This window comes from Starkeya nomas (assembly GCF_902703545.1).
GTDB classification, from domain to species: Bacteria; Pseudomonadota; Alphaproteobacteria; order Rhizobiales; family Xanthobacteraceae; genus Ancylobacter; species Ancylobacter moscoviensis.
On the sequence record NZ_CACSAS010000016.1, the window covers coordinates 1 to 2058 of the forward strand.

3 protein-coding genes and 2 pseudogenes are annotated in these 2058 nt (G+C 67.4%); all 5 read right to left on the bottom strand.

The window, feature by feature from the left end; genetic code table 11:
* Positions 1-509: pseudogene (locus STARVERO_RS21850) on the bottom strand (hypothetical protein); the annotation flags it as partial.
* Complete coding sequence (locus STARVERO_RS21855) at positions 506-694, bottom strand: hypothetical protein (protein WP_159602089.1); 189 nt, start codon at positions 692-694, stop codon at positions 506-508. The pseudogene STARVERO_RS21850 and the gene STARVERO_RS21855, both read right to left, overlap by 4 nt.
* Positions 691-1197, bottom strand: coding sequence for a phage tail assembly protein (locus STARVERO_RS21860; RefSeq protein ID WP_159602091.1), 507 nt, complete (start codon positions 1195-1197; stop codon positions 691-693). Before STARVERO_RS21860 ends, STARVERO_RS21855 begins: the two co-directional genes overlap by 4 nt.
* A gap of 7 nt (positions 1198-1204) precedes the next feature.
* Entirely contained in the window at positions 1205-1732 is a 528-nt protein-coding gene (locus STARVERO_RS21865; RefSeq protein ID WP_159602093.1) for a phage major tail tube protein, read from the bottom strand.
* Between the two features lie 14 nt (positions 1733-1746).
* Positions 1747-2058 (bottom strand): annotated as a pseudogene (locus tag STARVERO_RS21870) (hypothetical protein); the annotation flags it as partial.

The following is a 2058-nucleotide window of genomic DNA, read 5'->3' on the forward strand; positions in this document are numbered from 1 at the left end:
TCCTCCTCGGGCATGTCGACGGCCTTGCGGACCTCGGCCATGGCGTCCTCGAAGGACATCGCCTGCTTGATCGAGGCGCCGAGAGCCGCAGAGATCGCAACGACACCGGCCGCGGCAGCGCCGCCAGCGATGCCGAGCCCTCTGCCTGCGACACCGGCGACCATGGGCGAGACGCCGGCCGCCGCCGCGGCATCCTCTGCTCCCGCCATCAGCCCGGCGCGGACACCGCTGCCAGCGCCACCGGTCGGAAGGCCGAGTCGGGCGGCCGAGACGCCGGCCCGCTTGTTACGAAGCCGATCGGCCGCGCGGTCGACCTTGCGCAGAGCGGTGTCCGCCTTGTTGGCTTCTCCCGCAACCTTGGTGAGATCGCCGGCGAGGCGCTGACCGCCGCGGGCGCCGTTGAGCTGTCGCGCCGCGCGGTCGATGCCGCGCATGTCTTTCGCCGCCGTGACGGCCGGGCCGGACAGCTGGTTGACCATGCGCAGGCGCAGCGAGACGTCGAGGCTCATTCACCGCTCCTGTCGGCGCGTCCCGCCAGCTGGCGCAGCGGCGCCCAGCGCTCGCGGTCGATGTCCCGCGCCTCGTTCCACCACAGGAGAAGCTCGTCCCAGTGCATAGCCATGACGTCCGCGAGTGGCGTGCTGAAGGTGGCGCTGACCCTGCCGGCAACGGCACGCCAACGCGCGAGGCTCACTTGAAGCCGAACATTTCCTTCAGCAGTCGGGGCAAAAAACGGGAGCAGGCTCCCGTAACCGCAAGCCCATCTTCGCCGTCCATCCGCTGGCGCAGGACAGCGGCCGGGAGGCCCGTCATGGCGGCATAGGCGTCAAAGAGGTCGATGTTGCGCGCACCGTTGCCGATGACGGCGCTGACCTCCGCCGTCGTCAGACGACGAACGCGGATGGCATCGTACCGAACGCCATCGAGGGTGAACGGGTGCTCCAGCGGCACCACCGTCTCGCGCTTGTCAGGATCCACGAAAGCAAAGTCGCCGACTGCCGCGGCGGCGATGGGCCGGCTCTCCGCCTCGGCTGGCGAGGCGTCGGCGCCGCCTGTCCGGTTCGGATCATTCGGCGATCCGGGCGGCGGCCTCACCGGCGTCAGCGTCGGCTCTTTGTCGATCGGGGGAGGAAGGACTTCACCGGACAGTTCCATCGTTGCGACCTCGCTGGAAAGCTGGATTGAACGCAGTTTCAAGCGGCCGTCAGGCGCCGCCCGCAATGCGCAGGATGCGATTGTCCTCGTCGGCGCCGGCATTGATGCCGTAACCGCTCCACACGTTGCGGAAGAACGAGAAGTAGGCGACGACGCCATAGCCCTCGATGACGTCCTCGTATTCGGTGATGGAGCCGATCTGATAGCCGTAGCCTTTGATGCCGCGGCCCTGCATTTCCTCCGGCGTGTTCTCGCGGAAGGTGCCGCGCATCGTGACGATGCGCTCGCGCTTGGTGCCCGTCTCCTCGTCTTGCAGGATCTCGTAGCAGGTGAACAGCTGGCGGTGGGTCAGGCTCATGCCGAAGAGTCCGAGCAGATCGGGCTGGGCATTGATGGTGTTGAACCCGAACGTCAGCGGCTCGATGGCGCCGAGCGGCACGTCGAGATCCATGATGCCACCGCCCGGCGAATGGGTCTCGCTCTTCACCCGCGGCGTCGGCAGCTGGTAGTTCTTGAGGCCGAGCCACTGGTTTCGAGCCTCGACGTAGAGGTTGCCGCCCTTGCGAACGAACTGCATGGATCTCTCCTGAATCAGGCCGCCAGCGGGATGGCCTCGCGGCCGCCGAGGGCGCGCTGGATGTCGGCGGCGAGGATGTCGAACGCCGCGATGTACGGGCGCATGCCGAACTGCATGTCGGAGATCGGCGGCGTATTCTCGTGGGGGAGCTCGATGCGCAGGATGCCCTGGCGCATGTTCGCGTTGGGGTTCAGCCCGCGGTCGAAGTAGCGGGTATAGCCGAGCACCACGCCGAGCTGGACGAGCTCGTCCAGGAACGCCTCGATGGTCTTCACCACCATCAGGGCGTTATGGGAGGTGAAAAGCTCGCCGCGCCATTTACGCAG

Excerpts from the sequence above, each read along its gene's own strand:
- STARVERO_RS21865 (WP_159602093.1), bottom strand. The coding sequence starts at position 1,732 with ATGCAGTTCGTTCGCAAGGGCGGCAACCTCTACGTCGAGGCTCGAAAC.